Genomic DNA, 15,968 nt, shown 5'->3' with positions numbered 1-15,968 from the left:
GCAAGGCGCTTGCGCTTTTCGATTTTCCTTTATCTCAGTTGGAGCGCTCCAGGCCATACGCCGCTGACCAGGGCGCTTGCGCTTTTCTCATTAATCATCATTTTCCATTTCAATCGATATTTCGTTGTGATGAAAGGAATGAAAGCTGGTAATTAATGTATCAAGATGCTCTACCTGTTCACCGTAATCTATAATAGACGCGACAATTTGCATGGTATGATAGTCATGCGTACTGTTATCCATGGCAGATTCCTTTTGATGGGCTAAAAAGAAGTCGAAAAGCTCCTGCTTATTTAGATAAAGATTCTCTTCTGCATATGGGGGAGGAGTTGGAATTTTTCCTATGAATCTAAGTAAGACTTGTTCATGATGATAGATTAGGCTGTCGACTTGTTCCTGAATTGATTGTTTAAAGTTTTCAGGAAGGTGCAGCAGTTCGTTTTCATATCGATGCAATCTTTTTAATGTATCAAGAGCTTTTTTTGCTGTTACATTTAATTGCCGATAAATCACAAGCTTACGTGATTTTTCAGGAAGGGTTTTTTTCAAATAATAGCGTTCTTCCTTCAGCATCTTATAATACAGATCCATCGTATTGATACTTTCTTTAAATTTCTTAATATCAGTTTTTAGTAGCTGATGGTCATAATCATGACGAGTACTTAGTCGAATCCATTTAATAATTTCCTCGGTCGTGTCAACGATTTTAGCATAAAGCTTATTTTCATATTTTGGCGGCATAAATACCAGGTTTACAATGAACGCTGAAAATACCCCAATCATGATGGTTGAGAAACGGATTCCGGCAAACTGAATAAAATTGCCGCTCTGTGTTTCCATAATCGAAATGAGTGTGACGAGTGTAAGGCCAATGGTATTCTCCAGTTTAAATTTAAGATTGATAATAATGACAATAATAGCGGCCAAGCCAATGACAATAATATGATTCCCTAATAGAAGGACAAAAATTACTGCAAGAATTGCTCCAATGAGATTCCCTTGAACTTGTTCAATAATCGTCAAATAGGAGCGGTAGATGGTTGGCTGAATGGCAAAAATGGCTGCAATCCCAGCGAATACCGGGGAAGGTGAATGCAGCAATTGACCTATATAGAGTGATAAAACAATAGCTATTCCCGTTTTTAATATGCGGGCACCTAACTTCATTCCGGGTGAATTCCTTTCAAAAAAAGTGTTATAGTATTTAATTTGTTTAGTGAAGAACAAATATGTACTATACATGGATTAAATCATTTTATCAAGAGAAAGTATATGAATTTATATTCAAAATGTTACAGTATTATGTACCACAAAAAACGTCCGCTAAAACAGCGGACGCTCATTATCATTCAGTGGAAACTGACGGATCTGCCTGTTCTTTGACAGGAAGAATTTGGACAAAGTGATTTTCAGGGTCTGCTAAAAGACTGAGAAGCTGACCAGCTTCCTCATGCTGACCATTGTGCTCAAGTATATCAGTATATTTTCCCAAAAGTTCGTTTATATCCTGTATGCCTTTTTCATTTAAATCAATGACAGAAACTTTCGCTCCCTTGGCAATCCGTCTTTTAATCGCATCCTTGGTTAGCCCCATAGCAGGCTGCTGACGGACATAAACGACACCACCGGTCATACCGGCGCAAATCCACGGACCTGGGTCGCCTAACACTAACCCGCGCCCGTTTGTCATATATTCAAAGGCAAAACCTTTAATATTGGCATTAGCGGCAATGTTTCCAGTTTCTTTTTCAAGGAGCGGCTTTTTTATCCCGCCGCCGATAATTAAATCAGCCCCGGAGAGGCGGATTCCGGCACGGGCATCGGCATTACCTTGGGCAACTAGCAGCCCCTTCTGAGCCCCATATCCAAAACCCTTTCCAACAGAACCATTAAGCATAAGACCGTTTTTTCCTTTAGACTTTAGGACATGAATATTTCCGCCAAAGGATGTTTTTCCAACACCGTCCTGGCCGCCGCCGTTAACAGTGATTTCGATTCCTTCACTATTGTATGCGCCCAAACCGTTGCCAGGAATGGAGCCTTCCTTATACTTAAGCTGTAAAGAAGGCAGCAGCTTGTATGAACCATCTAATCTTCCCCGGACACGATGACAAGAAACACGGCTTCCTAACACGCGCTGTTCAGATGTCACACTTACGAATTCCCGTGATGAAAGAAGCTGATCTACGCTTGCATCAAGGTATTCTGCACCTGCAGCTATCTGCATTTGGACTTCTTCGATTGATTTTGATGCTCCGACTTTTGTAAATTGGCTAATTTCAAGTGGCTTTAGCAGATAAGAAAGGCTTAGCTGCTGCTCACCCTTTGCTTGCTCCAATAATTCAGAATGACCGACAGCTTCTTGTAAATTCTTGATTCCTAATGAAGCTGCAAGAACTTTTAATTCTGTTCCAAAAGCAGTAAAAAGATTCATGATCCCTTGGACGGCCAAATCTAATTGTCGTGGAACGAAACGTCTTAGTCCATGCTCCTTGGCTTGTGCTTCTGATTCAATTTGTGTGGCAATCCCGACATGGCAGGTATCTAAATGACAGCCCCGGCAGGTTGTACAGCCAATTGCGAGCATCGATAATGTTCCAAAGCCGACCCGGTTTGCCCCAAGAAGCATAATTTTGATGACGTCCATTGCACTCTTCATCCCGCCGTCAGCCCAAATTTCTACCTTATGGCGAAGACCGCTTTCCAAGAGGGCATTATGCGCTGCTTTTACACCTATCTCTACCGGTAATCCAACGTATTGAAGCGCATGTATTCTCGCTGCTCCTGTTCCACCGTCAAAACCGCTGAGGGTAATAATGTCTGCACCAGCCTTTGCAATTCCAACAGCGATGGTTCCGATATTTGGTACAACCGGTACCTTAACTGCTATTTTTGCCTGGTCGTTTGCTGTTTTCAATTCAAGAATCATTTGTGCCAGATCTTCGATTGAGTATATATCATGGTTATTTGATGGTGAAATCAAATCAGAGCCTAATGTTGCGTTCCGTGCTTCCGCTACCTTTGCCGTAACCTTTGATCCTGGTAAGTGACCACCTTCTCCGGGCTTCGCCCCTTGACCAATCTTTATTTCTAACAGATTAGAAGAGTTTAACAGTTCAGCATTCACCCCGAACCTGCCGGATGCAATTTGCTGTCCGCGTGTTTTCGGATATTTGCCTAGCATATCCTTGATTTCGCCGCCTTCACCATTCAGGCTGACCATATTTAAGCGGTCGGCCCCTTCAGCATAAGCCCTAAAAGCTGTTTCATTCTGCGAACCAAATGACATGGATGAAATCAGAAACGGTAAATCATGATCACCGACACGAAGATCGACATCGTTAGGAGCGATTGTTTTATTACTCTTTTTCAACTGGACTAAATGGCGAACGGTTGTTGGGTTTTCCCTTTCTTGTTCAGAAATTTTATCACGATAAGCACTGTAGTCGCCTGTTGCTGCCACCTCTCCGATTGCTTTCCATATCCTTGGGAAGAGGTGAAAGGTTTTTCCGACTCTTTCTTTATCATTCTGGTAATCTTCTGCTCTTTTCAATGCATCAAGCTTCATTGCTTCAAAATCGGTTTCTATTTCTTTTGAACCAAAGAAATTTACAATGTTTAAAATAGTAGCGATTTCTTCATGTAAACCAATACTTGAGAACAGTTTGCCGTAACCGCGGAGCTCATGGATGCCAATTGTCGAGATTACTTTTTCCAGCCCCTTCGTTAGGGCGTTATAAAGATTTATTAATGGTTTTTCTGATTCATCGAGAACCGTTAAGAACATGTAGTACGGACTAATTAGGTCTGCACCAAGACCGAAGGCAGTAATAATGTCATGCAGCGAGCGAATCGCTGCGGCACGTAACACAATGGAGCACTCTCTTCTTACTTCAGCTTTAACCAAAGCGTGGTCGATTGCCGATGTAACAAGATGAGGGTCAATCCAATATAAATCCTCTTGATGGGCTTTCGCGTCATCCAAAATGAGTAATGTTTTCCCAGCCTGAACTGACTGTACTGCTTCGTTAGCAAGTCTTTCTAGTGCATCGTCTATATTTTCATCCTTTTTGAATGTGGTAGAAATATAGGCAGTTGATTTTTGCTGTTGAAAATGCTGAACAACTTGATCAAAGCTTGGCTGACCGATACTATCCGAACAAGTGAAACCGACTTTTCCTTCTAGTAGAAGTGGTGTGGTTAACTCGACAACTGTTTCCGTTTTTTCTTTACAAAATAAAGTTGGGCGCTTGCCAATAATGACACGAGTGGAGAAATGCTCTGTTTCCCGGTCGCGGTCAATAGCCGGATTGGTAACAACGGCCACGCTTTCTTTAATAAAATCGGCAATATTTACGCGTTCAGGGTTAAGAGCTGCAAGTGGTGCGTCATGCCCTAAAGAACGTATGGGTTCAACCCCTTTTTCTGCCATTTGTTCGATTAACTGGATATGATCCCGTTCCCAGCCGAACGCCTTATATTGCCCATTATGGATTTTATCAGGATAATTCATCGTAACCGTTTTAGCTAAAGCTGGCGGCTGCAAACGTCCCCTTGATCCGCCGAAATTTAAGCGTCCAGAAAAGCGTTGGTACACTTCTTCTTGATAATAGTTTTGCTCGTAAACAGCTAATTTCTTACCGTTCCACTTAAATCCAACCTTTTCACCCGGTGCTAATGGCTTTGGATCGTTTACATACTCTGTCGAAGGAATGATTCCTGGTTCAGAAGAAAAAAGATAGGAGCTTTCTGTTTCCAGCATCCAAAGTGGACGGAGGCCGAGTGCATCGACACTAAATACGGCTTCTTCCCCGTAACGGGAGATGATTCCGGCCGGACCTTGGGCAAAGTGTCCCCATGCTTCGCGGAGATACGTATATAAATCTTGCAGGTGTTCAGGATAGGCTTTGATTTCATTAATAATTGGAGGAAACAAGAGATCCATCGCTTCAAATAAAGTATATCCATCACGGCAAATTAATGTTTCCATGGTTCGGCTTAAATCCTGGGAGTCACTGCCGTCTTTGACCAGCGGCACATTGATCATTCTTGCCTCATCGCGAAGCTTTGAAATGGTATTAATCTCCCCGTTATGGCCAAGAACGCTAAAGGGCTGTACGCGGAAAAAGCTAGAAAGCGTGTTAGTAGAATAGCGATTATGACCCAATGTCATGGTTGATGCTACGAGTGGGTTTGCTAAGTCATGATAGTAGCGCGGAAGAATATCTCCGGCACCCATCACTTTATAGACAACATGATGATGGCTAAGTGAGGCCACATGAACGTGTTCATTCATTTCAAAATCAATGAGGGTTTCAAAAAGAATCTTTGTTAACTCGGATCCTTTTTTAGTTGATAAACAAGCAATTTGCCAAAACAAAGGATTTTCCTGAATAGCAATTGGGCCTAGGGCAGAGGGGTCTGTGACATTAGTTGATTCAAAGACAATTTCTAATTCATGGTTTCCCAGTTTTTTTATCAGTTCCTGTTTCGTAGATTCCCAGTTAACATTTTGACTGATAAACACGTGACCGATGGAGAATTCTTCTTTATCCACCAGCTGCGGGTCATGACCGTTTTTAAGAAGCTTTTCTTTCCAAAGATCGGTTGGGATATCCATATGGATTCCGACACCATCGCCTTCACCGTTAATAAAACCGGCACGATGATTCATTGTAACAAGAGCATCGATACAAGAGAAAATATTCTTTCTTGTTGGGATTTTGCTCTTTTCAAGGCAAGCGACTATTCCACAAGCATCGTGTTCGTGTTTGTGAAAGTCTTTAAATTGGGAAGGGGTCCATTTTTGTGTCATATGTTTGGCTTCATCGGTTTACCCGCTAAAGCCGCTCACCTCCTATGAATCTTTTAGAATTTTATATTATCATAAGAATTTTCAGAAATCAAATAAATATACATTATTTTGGATAATAAAAGCGATAAAAATTTGCTGATAAAATCGCAGTAAGGTTATGTATGTAAACGTTTTCAAAGGGATTAAAAAAATAAAAGGGAGTGATTTCCACTCCCTTTATTGCATAAAATATGCATATTTATTCGGGCATTAGTGAAGAAAATGCATTTCTTACTGCATGCAATGTAGCTTCAATATCCTCTTCTGTATGAGCGATTGTCAGGAACCATGCTTCGTATTTTGACGGGGCAAGATTAATTCCTTGCTTTAGCATCAGCTTAAAGAACCTTGCAAACATTTCACCATCCGTGTTTTCAGCCTGCTCATAGTTTTCTATCGTTTCATTCGTAAAATATACAGTGAAAGCACCTTTCAATCGATTGATTGTAATTTGGATATCATATTCCTTGGCAGCCTCTAAGATTCCCTCTTCAAGCATCGCACCTAATCGATCTAAATATTCATAAATTCCCTCTTGTTTTAACACTTCAAGGCAAGCAATCCCGGAAAGCATGGAAGCGGGGTTTCCGGCCATTGTTCCTGCTTGATAGGCTGGTCCAAGCGGGGCGACTGTTTCCATGATTTCTTTCCGTCCGCCGTAGGCGCCAATCGGCAAGCCGCCGCCGATTATTTTCCCAAGTGCTGTTAAGTCCGGCTTAATTCCTAATAAATCTTGAGCCCCTCCATACATAAAACGGAAAGCGGTGATAACCTCATCATAAATGACCAGAGCACCAACAGCGTGGGTAAGATCATTGACTTGCTGTAAGAAACCGGGTTTTGGTTCAACAATTCCGAAGTTTCCTACGATTGGTTCAACTAGAACTGCAGCTATTTCGGCTCCCCATTTCTCCAATGCTGCTTTAAATGGTTCGATATCATTAAAGGGTACAGTAATCACTTCCTGAGCAATGCTTTTTGGAACCCCGGCTGAATCGGGTGTTCCAAGTGTAGATGGCCCGGAACCTGCCGCAACAAGGACAAGATCAGAGTGACCGTGATAACATCCGGCAAACTTGATGATTTTATTGCGGCCTGTAAAGGCACGGGCAACCCGGATTGTGGTCATTACTGCTTCGGTACCGGAGTTGACAAACCGAACCTTATCTAAGGAAGGAATAGCTTCCTTAATCATTTTTGCAAATTTTAATTCATGTGGCGTTGGTGTTCCATATAGAACGCCTGTTTCGGCAGCGCGCTTGATTGCCTCTGTTATATGTGGATGTGCGTGCCCGGTAATAATGGGGCCGTAGGCTGCAAGATAATCGATATATTGGTTGCCATCAACATCCCAGAAATAAGCACCTTGGCCGCGTTCCATTACGACGGGGGCACCGCCGCCTACTGCTTTATAGGATCGTGATGGGCTGTTAACCCCGCCAACAATATGTTCTAAAGCTTCATTATGTATTCGTTCAGAATTAGCAAATTGCATTTTTTCTCCTCCTAAAGTTGTCTCTTTCCCATTCTATCACTTTTTTCATTGATATTCGAAGTGCGGGGATGGTTCTTGTGTTTCTGACTACTATATTTCTATCATTTCTACCAAGAGTACCCCTTCTTCAAAAACGGAGAGTTTTAAGGAGGGGGTGAATTGGTGCTTTTTGCTTTTTATAATATTAGAATAATTTTAAAGTTAAGGTGTTGTTACGAGACATTTGAAGTAGTATTTGGTAAAATATAACTACAAACATGTGTTCTGAAAGTGGGGGATATGGCGATGGAAAAGCACTATAAAACTTATCAAATTTGGATAAAAAATGGGCATCGTATGCATTCCAATTTTAAAACTTCATGTAAGCTTGCGAAAAATATTTACAACACCACAAATTTCTACTACAGACAAGTTTATACAGCTTTAACTCAAATCAAAGAACTTCAACCACTTCAAAAAGAAGTGTTATCAACCATTCAAGATAATATTGGCAAAATGAATGATGTCCAATTGCATGCTTATCAAAAGAAAAGGGAAATAGAAAAGTTGAAACCAGTAGAAACAAGAAAAGATGTAAAGTGCAATCTGTTTAAGACACCTACGAAAGAAAATCCATATGTAGATTACAACTTTTTAGATGCTCTTTTTAAGGTAATTGTTCAAAATGATTACCGGTCACTCCCTGTTCAATCAAGCCAAGGAGTGATGAAAACAGTGTTTCAAAATTGGAAATCGTTTTTTGAAAGTTTAAAAGAGTATAAGATAAATCCGACTAAGTTCAAAGGAAGACCAAGAATTCCTGGATACAACCGCTCTCAAGAAAGAGAAGTGTTATTTACCAACCAAGATTGTGTTGTTAAAAACAATAAGTATTTGAAATTTCCAAAGACAAAGGAACAACTAAACATTGGCAAACTAGGCGTTGTGAATGGAAAAATAAAGCAGGTTCGAGTGATTCCTAAATATGGTCAATATGTTGTGGAATTAGTTGTTGATGTCCCTCAATCAAAAGAAGAAATGATGTTAAACGAAAGATATATGTCGATTGATATTGGAATTGATAACCTTGCAACCATTGTTACCAACACTGGTCGAAGACCTATTTTGGTAAAGGGCAAAAACGTTAAATCCATTAATCAATACTACAACAAAATGAAAGCTCATTATCTTGGCATTTTACTTAAAGGTAAGAAAACAAAGGAAGGGCCTTTCACTTCCAATAGATTGGAGAAATTATATCAAAATAGAAGTTTGAAACTTAAAGACATATTCCATAAAGCTAGTTACCATATTGTAAAAACCGCGGTAGAAGAATGTGCTTCTGTTATCATCGTTGGACAAAATAAAGATTGGAAGCAAGAAGTGAACATTGGCAAGAAAAACAACCAATCGTTTGTTCATATTCCTCACAGTATGCTTATTAGCATGATCACATATAAAGCAGAGGAATATGGAATTAGAGTAATAGTGACAGAAGAATCCTACACATCAAAAGCAAGCTTCCTTGATGGAGATAACGTTCCTGTTTACGAAAAAGGAAAGAAGCACTCCTTTTCTGGAAAACGAATGAAACGCGGATTATATCGATCCAAGGAAGGCGTTCTTCTTAATGCAGATGTAAATGGAGCTTCCAACATAATGAAAAAGGCAATTTTGCGAATGCTTGAAAAGAAAATCACAATAAATTCCGTTCAGCTGTTTCATCCGCAAACATTGATCGTTTGATAAAAAAAGAAGTCCCAAAGGAAGGACCAATGGGATAGAGGGGTTGGGCGTAAATAGATCGCCGATGTGTCAACTCCGCTAGTGTTAATCGTTCCGCTTTTTTGGGGTTCGATACATTAGAAACCCCCTCCTCAAAGCTTGCTTAGGTGGGGAGTGTTCATTTGTTATGTATTTTTAGAAAACTCATCGCATACGGGAAAGTTGTCTAGAACCATCAATTTGGCTAAACTAATGAATTAGAGCAGTGCTTTAGGAGGAACACGAAATGGAAAATGTAATAGAGGTAAAACAGCTTCGGAAGGAATTTAAAGCCTATTCCAGCCGGACTGGCTTAAAAGGTGCATTCAGGGATTTGTTAACGCGAAATTATAAAGTGGTTCCCGCGGTGAATGATATAAATTTTTCAATAAGAAAAGGTGAAATGGTAGGCTATATCGGAGAGAATGGTGCCGGAAAATCAACCACGATTAAAATGCTGACAGGTATCTTAACTCCGACGTCAGGGGAAGTAATTGTAAATGGTATGAATCCACATAAAGAGCGTGAAAGATTTGTGCAGACAATCGGAGTTGTTTTTGGCCAGCGTTCGCAATTATGGTGGGATATTGCTGTTCAAGAATCATTCCGTCTCTTGAAAAAGGTTTATAAGGTAACGGACGAACAATATGATAGTCACATGAACCATGTGATTAAAACATTGGATATCGAGCCGCTATTAGATAAGCCTGTCCGCAAACTATCACTTGGTCAGAGAATGCGCTGTGAACTTGCCGCGGCCTTAATTCATAACCCGCCGCTGCTTTTTTTAGATGAGCCAACCATTGGTCTGGATGTATTAGTTAAATTAAAAATCCGTGAATTTTTAAAGGAAATTAATGAGAAATACAATACTACGATTCTGTTGACGACCCACGATCTTTCCGATATTGAAGCATTGTGTGAGCGGGTTGTGATGCTTGATGAGGGAAAAGTGATCTATGATGGGGCATTAATGGAATTAAAGGAAAAATGGGGAGATCGTAAAGAACTTCAGTTTCAATTTCTGGAAAATATTAATCTTACTGCAATACAGAAGCTTACCTACAGTTTACCTGTTGAGTGGGAATTGGATGAAAAGAAACAGATTTTCACAGCGGCAGTAGAGGATAGTGAGGAACTAATTTCACAAGTAATTGGGAAAGTCGTCGCTGCCTTCAAGGTGAAGGACGTTAAAATAAACGAAACTTCTACAGAAGAAATCATTCGTAATATTTATGAAAAGGGTGCAATTGAAGTTGGATAAATATTTAGAAATGATTAGAATTCGCTTCCTTATGATGCTGGCATACCGGACTAACTATTATACAGGGATTCTAATATATAGCATTAATATCGGTGCTTACTATTTTCTATGGAATGCCATTTACGGGGGGAAGGATCAAATCATGGGTCTTTCAGTCGTTCAAATGACCTCCTATGTGGCAGTAGCGTGGATGGCTAGAGCCTTTTACTTCAACAACCTTGATCGTGAAATGGCTCAAGAAATCATGGAAGGAAAAGTGGCGATCGAATTAATAAGACCCTACAATTATCTAGGAATGAAAACGATGCAGGCATTAGGGGAAGGGATTTTTAGGTTATTCTTTTTTTCTGCACCTGGTCTAATTATTGTATACATCGTCTTTCCTATTCAATTTACTTGGGAACCAAGTGTTTGGGGACTATTCGTAATCTCCACTGTGTTAAGCTTTTTGGTTAATACCGAGCTCAATTTGTTAACAGGAATTACAACTTTCTTCTTATTTAACAATTCTGGACTGATCCGGGCGAAACGGGTTGTGATTGATTTATTTTCCGGGCTTCTTCTTCCGATTAGTTTCTTTCCGGTCTGGGCGCAAGATATTATGAAATTTCTCCCTTTTCAGGGAATCAGCTATACCCCTAGTATGATTTTTACCAAAGGGTTTTCCCATCCGCAGGCGATCGCGGCAATTGGGCAGCAATTTATTTGGGTAATTATTCTAATGCTCCCGATTTATCTGCTGTGGAATTTGGCAAAAAAACAGCTGATTATTCAAGGGGGGTAAGCCATGTTTTACATGTCGATGTTTTTTCAATACATGTCACAATATTTAAAAACAAGACTGCAATATCGGGCAGATTTGTTTGTTGAGTTTTTCTCTGATTTGCTTTCACAGGCCATTAACCTTGTCTTTATTCTGGTTGTGTTTGGTCATACTAACCAGCTGCATGGATGGAGCAGAGATGAGATTATTTTTATTTATGGCTTTTTTCTCGTACCGTATGCTGTCTTTTCTGCCTTTTTTAATATTTGGGATTTTAATGAGCGGTATATTGTGAAGGGGGAACTGGATCGAATTTTAACGAGACCCATCCACAGTCTTTTTCAAATCATACTTGAAAGGTTAGAATTGGAGTCCTTATTAGGTTCGATTACTGGCCTTGCAATTATGTTTTATGCGGGTTTCAGGCTTGGACTAACTGTTGATTGGTATGACCCGATCTTGTTTGTTATTTTCGTTATGGGCGGGGCGCTCGTTTACGGAGGGATTTTCATTATGCTTGCCTGCATTAGTTTTTGGGCTGATGCCAGAACATCTCTTATGCCAATGATGTACAATATCAGTAATTATGGCCGTTATCCCGTCAATATCTATAATAAATTAATTCGCTTTGTCTTAACCTGGATCTTACCCTTTGCTTTTGTTGGGGTATACCCTGCAGCCTTTTTTCTTGAAAAACAAGAATGGTATTGGTACGCGTATTTAACTCCTATAATCGGTGTTGTCTTTTTTACTCTTTCTGTTTTGCTTTGGAATCAGGGTGTGAAGAAATATCGCGGGGCAGGAAATTAATGCTATTTTATTGACCAAGCCTGCATAGAAATAGAATAGAATATACCCGTAATTAGAGGTGATTGTTCTTGTTCTATTTCTTGCTGCCAATCGTCATTTTTTGTATATTTATGAGCATCCGGACATTATTTGTGCCGAATACGATTAAGGGCAAATTAGTGTCGATAGATAACTTTTTTTATTTGGGAACCTGTTATTTAACTGTGATTATCGGATTCGGTCTTCTTTATCTCCTGTTTCCTTTAGTTGGCATGCCTGTGCTTAAGGAAGCGGATTATGAACATGGAAAAAACATATTTGAAACGAGCTTTTATTTTAGTGCGATGATGTTGTTTTCTGTTGGGAATGGGGATGTCATTCCGCTGGGGATTGGCCGATTTATTGCGGTCACAGAAGCGTTAATTGGCTATACCTTACCTGCTGCCTTTGTTGCCCGAGTAATGTTTAATCGGGAAAAGTAGCGTCAATTGTGCAGAAAAGTTGTTTTGGAAAGGAAGTTTGGTTAAGCTTGTTTAGAAAATATTTACAGGCTGGAGTGAGAAAATGACAATCGAAATTGGAAAAAAGGCTCCTGATTTTACATTAGCAGCCCATACTGGTGAAACCATTACATTATCAAACCTTAAGGGCAAACATGTTGTTCTTTATTTTTATCCAAAAGACATGACTCCTGGATGTACGACGGAGGCATGTGATTTTCGTGATCAGATTCAACAATTTAATGATTTGAATGTGGTAATCTTAGGGGTTAGCCCAGACCCGGTAGATCGTCATCAAAAGTTTGTTGAGAAATACGGACTTCCATTTTTGCTGCTTGCTGATACCGATCATCAAGTCGCTGAAGCATACGAAGTGTGGAAGTTGAAGAAAAACTTCGGCAAAGAATATATGGGCATTGAAAGGACCACCTTCTTAATTGATAAAGAAGGGAACATCGCCAAAGAATGGCGAAAAGTTCAAGTGAAAGGGCATGTGGAAGAGGCATTAACATACATACGTGAAAATCTGTAATCAAATGATTACGCCTATTTTCACGATAAAAGGCATTTGTCCAATGCAATAAGAGGGAAAGTGAATATCATTTTATTAGGGCATACCTCCTCAGATAAATTTTTGGGTCCACAGTGACCCTTTTTTTGTGGAAAAAAAAGGTTTTTTTCCTTTACATACATAAAATATAAAAGAAATGGAAAACAACATTTTTATAGGGGGAATTTAAAATGAAGATTTATACTAAAACAGGTGATAAAGGAACTACGTCGCTCATTTACGGAACCAGAGTGGCAAAGAATGATTTGCGGGTCGAAGCATATGGAACTTGTGATGAAACAAATTCCATGATTGGACTTGCCCTTAGTTATATAAATAAGGAAAATTTTCAAGGGAAAGAAATAATTGAAAATGTATATCATAAAATACAAACAAATCTATTTCATGCGGGTGCCGAATTGGCGACACCAAAGGGGAAAGAAGTGAAGTGGTCACTTGCTGCTCGGGATATTGAAGAATTAGAACAACAAATTGATGTGTGGGAAACAGAGCTCCCGGCATTAACGAATTTCATTTTACCGGGAGGACATCCCGCGGGTGCCGCCTTTCATGTGGCCCGAACGATTGCAAGGAGAGCTGAGCGGTGTGCAGTTTCACTGGGGGAAGATGTGAACCCGCTTGTATTGGCCTACTTAAATCGACTTTCAGACTTATTATTTGTAACTGCCCGCTATGTCAATCAAAAGCTAGGGTCAAGTGAACAAACACTACACGGATAAAGTTAAAAAGAAGGATGGGGTTGCTTCATAAACGTTAACCTGAGATTACAATATTGACAAAAGTAGTAATTCCTTAGTAAAATAAATTATAACAATTATAATTTAAGAATATTTTTTAGAAAGAAGGTGCATGACGATGAATCAGTTAAAAGAAGCGTTGGATACCTTGAAGGATACAGGGGTACGAATTACTCCGCAACGTCATGCGATACTTGAATATTTAATAAACTCGATGTCACATCCTACTGCAGATGAAATTTATAAAGCCCTTGAAGGAAAATTCCCTAATATGAGTGTGGCAACAGTTTACAATAATTTACGAGTATTTCGTGAGGTAGGTCTTGTAAAAGAATTAACCTATGGGGATGCATCAGCCCGTTTTGATTTTGTTACAACAAATCACTATCATGTTATTTGTGAAAAGTGCGGTAAAATTGTTGATTTTCACTATCCAGGCTTAGATGAAGTGGAGCATTTAGCTTCCCATGTGACGGGCTTTAAAGTGGAAAATCACCGTATGGAAATTTATGGCTCATGTCCGGATTGTGCAAGTAAAGAGGTTCATTAATGAAGAAGCACTGACTAGAAAAAAGAGGGTGACTTAAACCTTTTGGCTAAAGGCCAATATGGTTTTCGTCACCCTCTTTTTATTTTGATTTCTTACTGTTATAGGATTCGTCAAATTTTATTCCTTCAAGTTTGGGGTCTAGGGTCAATGGTTCGCGGCAATGCATACACATATCTACCCTTCCAAGCATTTTTGTGGGTTTACCACAGCTTGGACATTTAACTTGAATGGTTTTAGTTGATAACATACCGATCCAAAAATAGACGGCGGTACTAGCGATAATAAAAATAAGACCCAAAAGCATAAAGATGGTCATAATAACTGGTGAAGTACGAAAATAGATCCCGACATACATAACAATAAAACCAATAAAAATTAATGATAATGCAAAGGTACGGATTTTATTTATTTTACTCGAATATTTTGCCATGCCTCTCCCTCCTAGAGAAACTATACCATATTTAGCTGTTAAGAAAAAACGCTTAGCGAAGAATGTCGAAATTTGTCTTGGATAAAAGAAGGAAATGGAACATCGCTGTCGAACATATAAAGCTTACCAGAAAAAAATTGGAGGAATGATGAATGGAAGACATCCTTCGGCCTATTTACCAAGAAAGGGCGAGCCAATCAAATACTCTTGGAGTCTTACTGATTGAAAAGAAGCAAAAATCAAGTCATATTACAGAATCCTTTGATGTTATATTATTAGTCATTGTTAAAGATGCGGAACAGCCGCTATTCATAAAACATTATTCGTATAACAATCAAAAGGCTGCCATGCACGTTATTACAGAGTCACAATTGCAGGAATGGTTATTATTAGGCACGAACCGAAGAATATTTGAATGGATTCATGAAGCGAAAATCCTGTTTGATCGGAACGAAAATGTTGCTAATTTAAAAATGGAATTGAGTGATTTTCCTTTTAACGGGCGAAAAATCAAAATGGGCTTAGAATTTGCCAAGTTAATTCGCCGTTATGTAGATGGAAAGGCATTATTTGAGAGTAAGCAGTTTTTAGATGCTTATAATTATGTTGTTCATTCTCTCCACCATCTTGCAAGATTAGCGGTGATAGAAAATGGTCTACATCCAGAGCTCACCGTTTGGCACCAAGTAAAACAAATCGAACCGGAAATCTTTAAGTTATATGAAGAACTTGTAAATAGTGAAGAATCACTTGAGAAACGGCTTGAACTACTCTTCCTTGCAAGCGAATTTATGATTCATTTCAGGACCAATATCGGTACTGCACATTTATTAGAAGTTTTAAGTAAAAAGGAATATTGGCAGTTTAATGAAATCATGAACGAGGAAGAATTAATTCCTTATTCTGTTGATTTGGCAGTATTAATAGAGTATTTAATTGAAAAACATTTACTTGATGTGGTTAATATTGAAACGAAGGGCCAAGGGGTTTATCATCGATGTTATTGTGTTCATAAAAAATTATCGTAAAAAAACAATAAAAGGTATTGACCTTTTTCATTATCCTTGGTATATTAATAACCGTCGCTGCGAAACATTCTTGTAAAACTTTCGCGAGTGGCGGTTGTTTAAAAAAGTTATTGACATTGTAAAAAGCTTTGTGGTATATTAATAAAGTCGCTTACGACAGTTAATGAAAATTGTTCTTTGAAAACTAAACAAACAAAAACGTCAACAAACAATATTTTTAGTTTCTATTAAGAAACTAAGCCAA

The 15,968-nt window shown here is 39.1% G+C and carries 13 protein-coding genes; 9 read left to right on the top strand and 4 right to left on the bottom strand.

Features of this window, described 5'->3' with window-relative positions:
• Positions 1 to 90: 90 nt before the first annotated feature.
• From BABA_RS24145 to BABA_RS24135, 3 genes are all read right to left on the bottom strand, one after another.
• The gene (locus BABA_RS24145; protein WP_007087899.1) at positions 91 to 1,167 is read right to left on the bottom strand and encodes an FUSC family protein; all 1,077 of its coding nucleotides are present in this window, start codon (positions 1,165 to 1,167) and stop codon (positions 91 to 93) included.
• A 178-nt stretch (positions 1,168 to 1,345) separates the two neighbouring features.
• Positions 1,346 to 5,815: a glutamate synthase-related protein gene (locus BABA_RS24140; RefSeq protein WP_007087898.1), complete on the bottom strand. Its 4,470-nt coding sequence runs from the start codon at positions 5,813 to 5,815 to the stop codon at positions 1,346 to 1,348.
• A 238-nt stretch (positions 5,816 to 6,053) separates the two neighbouring features.
• On the bottom strand, positions 6,054 to 7,349 hold the full coding sequence (locus tag BABA_RS24135) for a glutamate-1-semialdehyde 2,1-aminomutase (RefSeq protein ID WP_007087897.1): 1,296 nt from the start codon (positions 7,347 to 7,349) through the stop codon (positions 6,054 to 6,056).
• Positions 7,350 to 7,628: 279 nt separating this feature from the next.
• Between BABA_RS24135 and BABA_RS24130 the strand changes: the two genes are divergently transcribed.
• The 8 genes from BABA_RS24130 (at position 7,629) to perR (ending at position 14,266) form a co-directional block, all read left to right on the top strand.
• The gene (locus tag BABA_RS24130; RefSeq protein WP_040347426.1) at positions 7,629 to 9,074 is read left to right on the top strand and encodes an RNA-guided endonuclease InsQ/TnpB family protein; all 1,446 of its coding nucleotides are present in this window, start codon (positions 7,629 to 7,631) and stop codon (positions 9,072 to 9,074) included.
• A 265-nt stretch (positions 9,075 to 9,339) separates the two neighbouring features.
• Positions 9,340 to 10,356 carry an ABC transporter ATP-binding protein gene (locus BABA_RS24125; protein WP_007087895.1) on the top strand — a complete coding sequence of 339 codons (1,017 nt, stop codon included), beginning with the start codon at positions 9,340 to 9,342 and terminating at the stop codon, positions 10,354 to 10,356.
• Positions 10,349 to 11,140, top strand: a complete 792-nt coding sequence (locus BABA_RS24120) for an ABC transporter permease (RefSeq protein WP_007087894.1) — start codon at positions 10,349 to 10,351, stop codon at positions 11,138 to 11,140. The genes BABA_RS24125 and BABA_RS24120 overlap by 8 nt, the downstream gene beginning before the upstream one ends.
• Positions 11,141 to 11,143: 3 nt before the next feature.
• On the top strand, positions 11,144 to 11,929 hold the full coding sequence (locus tag BABA_RS24115) for an ABC transporter permease (RefSeq protein WP_007087893.1): 786 nt from the start codon (positions 11,144 to 11,146) through the stop codon (positions 11,927 to 11,929).
• A gap of 68 nt (positions 11,930 to 11,997) precedes the next feature.
• Entirely contained in the window at positions 11,998 to 12,390 is a 393-nt protein-coding gene (locus tag BABA_RS24110; RefSeq protein ID WP_007087892.1) for an ion channel, read from the top strand.
• 82 nt (positions 12,391 to 12,472) lie between these two features.
• The gene (gene bcp, locus BABA_RS24105) at positions 12,473 to 12,940 is read left to right on the top strand and encodes a thioredoxin-dependent thiol peroxidase (protein ID WP_007087891.1); all 468 of its coding nucleotides are present in this window, start codon (positions 12,473 to 12,475) and stop codon (positions 12,938 to 12,940) included.
• Between the two features lie 209 nt (positions 12,941 to 13,149).
• On the top strand, positions 13,150 to 13,698 hold the full coding sequence (locus BABA_RS24100) for a cob(I)yrinic acid a,c-diamide adenosyltransferase (RefSeq protein ID WP_007087890.1): 549 nt from the start codon (positions 13,150 to 13,152) through the stop codon (positions 13,696 to 13,698).
• A gap of 130 nt (positions 13,699 to 13,828) precedes the next feature.
• Entirely contained in the window at positions 13,829 to 14,266 is a 438-nt protein-coding gene (perR, locus tag BABA_RS24095) for a peroxide-responsive transcriptional repressor PerR (RefSeq protein ID WP_040347423.1), read from the top strand.
• A 79-nt stretch (positions 14,267 to 14,345) separates the two neighbouring features.
• Here the strand turns inward: perR and BABA_RS24090 are convergent, their stop codons facing one another.
• The gene (locus tag BABA_RS24090; RefSeq protein WP_007087888.1) at positions 14,346 to 14,696 is read right to left on the bottom strand and encodes a YgzB family protein; all 351 of its coding nucleotides are present in this window, start codon (positions 14,694 to 14,696) and stop codon (positions 14,346 to 14,348) included.
• A 152-nt stretch (positions 14,697 to 14,848) separates the two neighbouring features.
• Between BABA_RS24090 and BABA_RS24085 the strand changes: the two genes are divergently transcribed.
• Positions 14,849 to 15,724: a nucleotidyltransferase-like protein gene (locus tag BABA_RS24085; RefSeq protein WP_007087887.1), complete on the top strand. Its 876-nt coding sequence runs from the start codon at positions 14,849 to 14,851 to the stop codon at positions 15,722 to 15,724.
• Positions 15,725 to 15,968 lie beyond the last annotated feature (244 nt).

Source organism: Neobacillus bataviensis LMG 21833, from assembly GCF_000307875.1.
In the GTDB taxonomy this organism is placed as follows: domain Bacteria; phylum Bacillota; class Bacilli; order Bacillales; family Cytobacillaceae; genus Neobacillus; species Neobacillus bataviensis.
Note: the sequence above shows the minus strand (reverse complement) of the source record. Positions and strands in the feature narration are given on the sequence as shown.

What these genes read in the sequence shown, in the direction of transcription:
- BABA_RS24145 (WP_007087899.1), bottom strand. Translation starts at nt 1,167, where the DNA reads ATGAAGTTAGGTGCCCGCATATTAAAAACGGGAATAGCTATTGTTTTA.
- BABA_RS24135 (WP_007087897.1), bottom strand. Translation starts at nt 7,349, where the DNA reads ATGCAATTTGCTAATTCTGAACGAATACATAATGAAGCTTTAGAACAT.
- BABA_RS24140 (WP_007087898.1), bottom strand. Translation starts at nt 5,815, where the DNA reads ATGACACAAAAATGGACCCCTTCCCAATTTAAAGACTTTCACAAACAC.
- perR (WP_040347423.1), top strand. Translation starts at nt 13,829, where the DNA reads ATGACGATGAATCAGTTAAAAGAAGCGTTGGATACCTTGAAGGATACA.
- BABA_RS24115 (WP_007087893.1), top strand. Translation starts at nt 11,144, where the DNA reads ATGTTTTACATGTCGATGTTTTTTCAATACATGTCACAATATTTAAAA.
- BABA_RS24090 (WP_007087888.1), bottom strand. Translation starts at nt 14,696, where the DNA reads ATGGCAAAATATTCGAGTAAAATAAATAAAATCCGTACCTTTGCATTA.
- BABA_RS24130 (WP_040347426.1), top strand. Translation starts at nt 7,629, where the DNA reads ATGGCGATGGAAAAGCACTATAAAACTTATCAAATTTGGATAAAAAAT.
- BABA_RS24085 (WP_007087887.1), top strand. Translation starts at nt 14,849, where the DNA reads ATGGAAGACATCCTTCGGCCTATTTACCAAGAAAGGGCGAGCCAATCA.
- BABA_RS24125 (WP_007087895.1), top strand. Translation starts at nt 9,340, where the DNA reads ATGGAAAATGTAATAGAGGTAAAACAGCTTCGGAAGGAATTTAAAGCC.
- BABA_RS24100 (WP_007087890.1), top strand. Translation starts at nt 13,150, where the DNA reads ATGAAGATTTATACTAAAACAGGTGATAAAGGAACTACGTCGCTCATT.
- bcp (WP_007087891.1), top strand. Translation starts at nt 12,473, where the DNA reads ATGACAATCGAAATTGGAAAAAAGGCTCCTGATTTTACATTAGCAGCC.